Origin of the sequence: Idiomarina sp. UBA4206 (assembly GCF_002383015.1) — a bacterium.
GTDB classification, from domain to species: Bacteria; Pseudomonadota; Gammaproteobacteria; order Enterobacterales; family Alteromonadaceae; genus Idiomarina; species Idiomarina abyssalis.
On record NZ_DFTS01000031.1, the window covers coordinates 50350 to 56756 of the forward strand.

Sequence of the window (6407 nt, forward strand, 5' to 3'; positions counted from 1 at the left end):
CTCAATCTCAAACCCTTGAACGGTTGAATCGGCTGCGTTCAGAACTTGAGAGGCAACACCTCCGCCTTCGATAGCCCGTTGCACAGTGACCTGCATATCCTGGTAATCAGAGAAGAAAGCGGCAGCATTTAAACGCATACGTCCGTCAAGCATTTCGCTCTTCACACCAAATTCAACGGTATCAACAGTTTCTGGGTCATAAGGGTTTGAAGCGTCAGGGTTCAACGACACGTCCGCTCGCATATCGACACCGCCCGACTTGAAACCATTGCTATAGCTTGCATAAAGCATAACCGCGGGGTCGACTTGATAACTGACACTTGCGTGAGGACTGAACTTGCTCCAGTCAGCCTGAGTCGTAAAGTCTGAATTAATTACAATAGGGTCCGCCGAGTAATCGCCGCGGTCCAGGAATTTGATGCCAGCATAAGTGTATCGAAATACATCGGCACTCTTATCATCACGTGTATAACGCCCGCCCAAAGTCACTGACCATTGATCATCCAACTGATAAGTTGCCTGACCAAACAACGCCTCGCTTGACGTATCAACACAACCGCCGGTATCGATAGAAAGTCCCAGTAAACCTAAGACAGTCCCGAACTCACCACAGGCTTCACCTTCATAAAAGTACAAACCACCCACGAAATCTAAACGGTCATCACGATACATGAACTGAAATTCTTGTGTCGTCTGTTCATCTTCATAGACCGCAGGCACCAGTAATACAGGGTTTACTGTGGAATCAAAGTCGATATTCGTGTTTGTGGAACCTTCCCGGTATGCGGTAATCGACTTAAACATCCAGTCGTTATTAATTGCCCAGTCAACCGTCATTGAGTAACCTTCGTTCTCAACTTCGTTCCAGGTAGGCATGGCTGTATAAGCGTCGTAAACATCGGTTAAACGAGGTTCATCACTCAACAGAGACTCTTGTTCCCGGTGACCACCACGTGCGTTTGAGTCGTCTTTTGTCCAGTCAGCCGCAAATTTAACGTTAATGTCTTTATTGACGAGCCATTTGGCGTTAAAGCGCCCCGTCATTAATTCTTTGTTGTAGTTTTCATCGCCCGTGTTAACGAACTCACCGAAGCCATCCCGGTTTAATGTGGCAAAGGCTCCCCCAACATAGAAGTTGTCGGCTAAAGCGGTCTGTCCCGATACTTTTAAGTCTCGCTGGTTATAAGTTCCAACAGTGCCTTTAACTTCAAATTCGTCATAACCTGTTAGTTCGCGAGTCACATATTTCATCGCGCCGCCAATGGTGTTCTTACCATATAACGTTCCCTGAGGACCACGAAGGACTTCGACACGCTGAACATCTAATATTTCTAAAACCGCCCCTTGAGGTCTTGCAACGTAAACGTCGTCAATATAGATACCAACGCCTGGCTCAAAGCCCCATAGCGGATCCTGCTGACCAACGCCCCGAATGTAGGCCGTTAATGTTGAGTTAGTACCGCGGCTGACCTGGAAGGTTGTATTCGGCATTTTGTACTGCAACTCGGTGATGTCCTCGATACCATCTCGTTCCAGTTCACCTTCACCGAAAGCCGAAACTGCAACGGGTACTTCTTGTAAACTCTCGTTTGTCCGGCGCGCGGTCACTTCAATTCGTTCAAGCTTGCCGTCTTCAGCCTCGGTATTCTCATTTTGCTGAGCCAAAGCCATAGGACTGCTAAGCAGAGTGGTTACCGCTGCTGCAATCAGTGATTTCTGAAATTTGGGTTGTTTCATTGTTGTTCCCCTGACAGATAATGTCGTTTGTAATTGTTATTTCCGTTTACAGCTATTTAACGGTTCAGAGTCATGGTTGCTTACTAAACTAGCGCAAATTGTTAAGATTGTGATCTGTACCATAGTACAATAGGGGCAAATCCCTTTATCATGCACAATACATCCATGCAGCGATTCAGAGCATGGTCCGTTTTCTTTTTCGTTGCGAGGTAACTCATGTTAAGTATGATTGGTCTGATCGGCGGCCTTGTGTTGCTCATCATACTCACTTTAAGAGGGATGAACCTGTTTATCAGTGCCCCTCTTTGCGCCGTGGTCGTGGCTTTATGTAGCGGCGTGCCATTACTCACGGGTGACGTGAACTTTGTCAGTGCCTATATGGACGGCTTTGCCAGCTTTGTGGCGGCCTGGTTTTTTATGTTCTTACTGGGCTCTATGTTCGGTAAGTTTATGGAAGACACCGGTGCTGCTGACAGTGTTGCGCGCTGGATAATCAACAAGTTAGGCCGAAAACAGGCAGTTCTCGCTGTTGTCCTGGCCTGCGCAATTCTGACCTACGGCGGCGTCAGCGTCTTCGTTGTGGCGTTCTCGGTTTACCCAATGGCGCTCAGTTTGTTTAAAGACGCGAACTTACCTCGTCGCTTTATTCCTGCTGCGTTAGCCTTTGGCTCTGTGACTTTTACCATGACCTCGGCAGGTTCACCGGAAATTCAAAACTGGATACCGGTTAAATACTTAGGTACTTCGCCCTATGCCGCCTGGGAAGTGAGCCTGGTCGTTGCCGTGTTAATGGCATCCTTCGGTTACTGGTGGCTCAAAAAAATCATTAACCGTGCCGTCGCAAACGGCGAGCAATTTGAAGCACGTGAAGGAGACCCAATACTTTTAGAACGAGAACTACCGTCTCCTATAAGTGGATTGATTCCACTACTGGTTGTGCTTGGGCTGTCCTTTACCTTTCACGATACCTTGCAGCAAAACGCTTTAATTGTTGCTTTGCTGGGCGGTGTTATTGCCATTGCGGTCATTAACTTCAAACATTTTCATAAGCCACAAACCGCCATTCATGAAGCCACAACCGGCGCTTTGGTGGCTATAGGCAACACCGCAGCAGTGGTTGGATTTGGCAGTATCGCCAAGATTACTCCAGCCTTTGATACAGCGGTAAATGCTATGACCAGTTTGCCGGGTAATGAATTAGTCGGCGCGGCCGTTGCTGTGAGCGTTATTGCCGGTTTAACCGGTTCGGCTTCTGGTGGTCAGGCAATCGCCTTACCTGAAGTAGGACCGCACTATATGGCTGCCGGCGTTAACCCGGAGCAATTGCACCGTATTGTCTCAATCTCCTCCGGTGCACTGGATTCCCTGCCGCACAATGGCTATGTGGTTACCACTATTCGCGCTATTTGTAACGAGAAGCACAGTGCCGCTTACTGGGCTGTTGCTGCCGTGACCGTTGTTGTGCCGTTAATGGGCTTAGCCGTGGCCATTGGCTTATTCATGTTGTAACCCAGCAGTAAGGGAAGGTAACCATGTTAGGAAATATGATGAAACGGCCGCTGCAAATTATCGATTTACTAAGATTTGCAGCGAGCCGCCACCCTCGACAGGAGATTGTCACCCGACGGCTGGAGGGTGACATTCACCGGTATTGCTATGCCGAATGCTGGCAACGAAGCGGACAATTAGCCCACGCATTAAAAAAGCTGGGGGTACAACCCGGCGAGCGCGTAGCCAGTCTGGCCTGGAACACGTATCGTCATATGGAGCTTTACTATGCGGTAAGCGGCAGCGGCGCTGTTATGCATACGGTAAACCCCCGCCTGTTTGGCGAACAGATAGCCTGGATCCTAAACCATGCTGAAAGCGGGTGGGTCTTTGTCGACCTAAGTTTTGTCGAGCTACTGGAGTCCATTGAAGACGAACTGCCCGGGGTAAAAGGCTTTGTAGTGATGACCGACCAAAACCACATGCCGAATACCAAGCTTAAGAATGTGCTTTGTTATGAAGAACTTCTGGAATCAGAACCTAAAGACTATGACTGGCCAGACGTTGATGAAAACAGCGCGGCGCTGCTTTGTTATACCTCGGGCACGACAGGCAACCCCAAAGGCGTACTGGCCTCACACCGCGCTATGGTGCTACACGCCCAGGCAACCGTCAGTGCCGACATGCTCGACCTACGCAGCGATACCGTACTCATGCCCATGGTCACTATGTATCACGTAGCCGCCTGGGGCGCGCCCTACGCCGGTCCTTTGTCCGGTTGTAAGTTGGTGTTCACTGGCGATGGAACATCGGGCGAGGCAATGGCGGACATGATTCGCAACGAACACGTCACTGTTGGCTTAGGCGTACCCACCATTTGGCTCACCTTGCACAATTATTTGAATGAAAATAAGCTGGACATCCCATCGCTGCAACGCGTTTGCGTAGGAGGAGCTGCTTCTCCTATGGGGCTGGTTAAAACTTACGACCAAGAGTACGACGTTTACTGGCAGCCTATTTGGGGTATGACAGAAACCGGTCCGCTGGTTCATTCGGTACCGCCACAGGCAGACATTATTAGCCGGCCTAAAGACGAGCAATACCAACTGCAGACAACGGCTGGCCGCCCGGTTTTTGGCATAGAACACCGCATTGTTGACGCTGACGATAATCCTCTGCCTAACGATGGCGAAACCCGGGGCGAATTGCAGGTTCGCGGACACTGGATTGCTTCGCAGTATTTTCGTAATGACGACTTAAGTAGCTTCCCTGATGGATGGCTGGCTACGGGTGACATCGCGGTTATTGACCCCGAAGGCTTTATGAAAGTGGTTGACCGTAAAAAAGATGTGATTAAAAGCGGTGGCGAATGGATAAGCTCTCTGGATATCGAAAACATTGTCAGCCAGCACGAAGCGGTTAACGAGTCCTGTGTCATTGGTGTTAAACATCCGAAATGGGACGAGCGCCCGCTATTGCTGGTGGTACTGAATAAAGGTCACCAGCTGTCAAAACAAGACATTAAAGACTTTTTAATCGGCAAAATTGCCCGTTGGTGGATGCCTGACGACGTGGTTTTTGTCGATGAATTGCCCCATACCGGCACCGGTAAGCTGGTTAAAAATAAACTGCGTGAGCAGTACCAAAATTACTTACAGGAGAATGTGTCATGACACGACTATGGACAACGGTTATTAGCATTGCGGTATTGCTGATCAGCTTACCTTTAGCAGCCGAGCAATGGGTCGAGAAAAAGACCTTTAGTATGGACAGTTATACCACCCACGGCGGTGAAACCATTAAAGACGTAAAAGTGGGCTGGGAGTCCTACGGGACACTTAATGAAGCAAAAGATAATGTCGTGCTTATTACACACTTTTTCTCCGGCAACAGTCACGCCGCTGGCAAGTACAGTGAGGATGACCAACAGGCTGGCTACTGGGATTCTATTATCGGCCCGGGAAAAGCCATTGATACCGACAAGTACTATGTTATTAGCGTTGATTCGTTAGTCAACGCTTACCCTAACCTTCCTACTGTCATTACTACCGGTCCTGCCAGCATTAATCCGGATACCGGAAAGCCCTACGGTTTAGACTTTCCGGTGGTGACCATACGCGACTTTGTGAATGTGCAAAAAGCCCTACTGGAAGAATTAGGCGTTAAAAAACTGCACGCAGTGGTTGGCGCTTCTATGGGTTCATTGCAGGCCATTGAATGGGCAGCGGCTTACCCGGACTGGGTTGAACGTATGGTCTCTGTTATTGGTACCGGCTCGTTAGACGCCTGGACCATAATGGGTCTGGAGCAGTGGGCACAAGCGATTAAGCTGGACCCTAACTGGAACGGTGGTGACTACTACGACGGCGACGCGCCTTTAGACGGTGTCACTATGGCACAGGCCATGATCACACATGGTGCGATGCATCCGGAATACATTAATCAGGCGGTACCTCAGCAGGAGACCCTGCCTGAAAAGGGCCTTGAGTCCGTGACTAATGAACTGCCGGCCGTAGAATGGTTATACGGTGCCAGCCGTGCGCGTGCGCCACTGGCTGATGCCAACCATATTCTTTACCTGGTGCGTGCAAACCAGCTGTTTGTTGCCGGTCATCAGGATACTTTAAAAGATGGATTAAAAAACATTTCCGCAAAAACCTTGTTTTTGCCATCCAGTAACGACCTGCTGTTAATGCCGTACATGGCAGAAAACACGGCGGAGCAACTTAGAGAAATGGGTAAAGAGGTTCAGTACGAAGAAATTAATGGTCCCTGGGGACACTTAAACGGACTGTTTTCTATTCAACAAAAAGCCGAGTTACTCAGCGAGTTTTTAACCACTGAGTAACTCTGCTTAGGCTTAGGAGCCGCCGAAAATGCGGCCCTTAAGCTTATCTTTAAGACTGTCTTCAATTTTTGCCTTAAGTAACTCTTCGAGCTGCTCACTCTTATCGCCTGATTCGTTATCCCACTGAGTCAGGTTTTCCAGCAAACCTTGCTGACCGCCCAATTGGTCAGAGACTTTTGCGGTCAAATCGGCCTTAATTTCCGCCAGTTTCTCATCGGCCTCACCCATTGCACTTTGTGTCAGTAAGTCACCTAACTGGTTATCCAGGTCCGACTCAAAACTCAGCGAAGGGCTTTGAATGTCACCTCCAATATTGGTGGTGATATCCAGCCGT

General features: G+C 49.1%; 4 protein-coding genes and 1 pseudogene. 3 read left to right on the forward strand and 2 right to left on the reverse strand.

Annotation, left to right across the window (positions count from 1 at the left end; genetic code table 11):
* Window positions 1–1737, reverse strand: a 1737-nt coding sequence (locus B3180_RS06705) for a TonB-dependent receptor (protein ID WP_286843680.1), incomplete at its 3' end; no start/stop codon positions are given.
* A gap of 216 nt (window positions 1738–1953) precedes the next feature.
* Here B3180_RS06705 and B3180_RS06710 point away from each other — a divergent pair.
* From B3180_RS06710 to B3180_RS06720, 3 genes are read left to right on the forward strand one after another with little or no spacing between them, the layout of a single operon-like run.
* Window positions 1954–3246 (forward strand): GntP family permease, encoded by a 1293-nt coding sequence (locus B3180_RS06710; protein WP_222235767.1) that lies wholly within the window; start codon window positions 1954–1956, stop codon window positions 3244–3246.
* Between the two features lie 23 nt (window positions 3247–3269).
* Window positions 3270–4898: a long-chain fatty acid--CoA ligase gene (locus tag B3180_RS06715; RefSeq protein WP_278358440.1), complete on the forward strand. Its 1629-nt coding sequence runs from the start codon at window positions 3270–3272 to the stop codon at window positions 4896–4898.
* Window positions 4895–6073: an E22 family MetX-like putative esterase gene (locus tag B3180_RS06720; RefSeq protein WP_278358439.1), complete on the forward strand. Its 1179-nt coding sequence runs from the start codon at window positions 4895–4897 to the stop codon at window positions 6071–6073. The genes B3180_RS06715 and B3180_RS06720 overlap by 4 nt, the downstream gene beginning before the upstream one ends.
* 12 nt (window positions 6074–6085) lie before the next feature.
* On the opposite strand, the pseudogene B3180_RS06725 reads toward B3180_RS06720, so the two are convergent.
* Window positions 6086–6407: pseudogene (locus B3180_RS06725) on the reverse strand (TIGR03545 family protein); the annotation flags it as partial.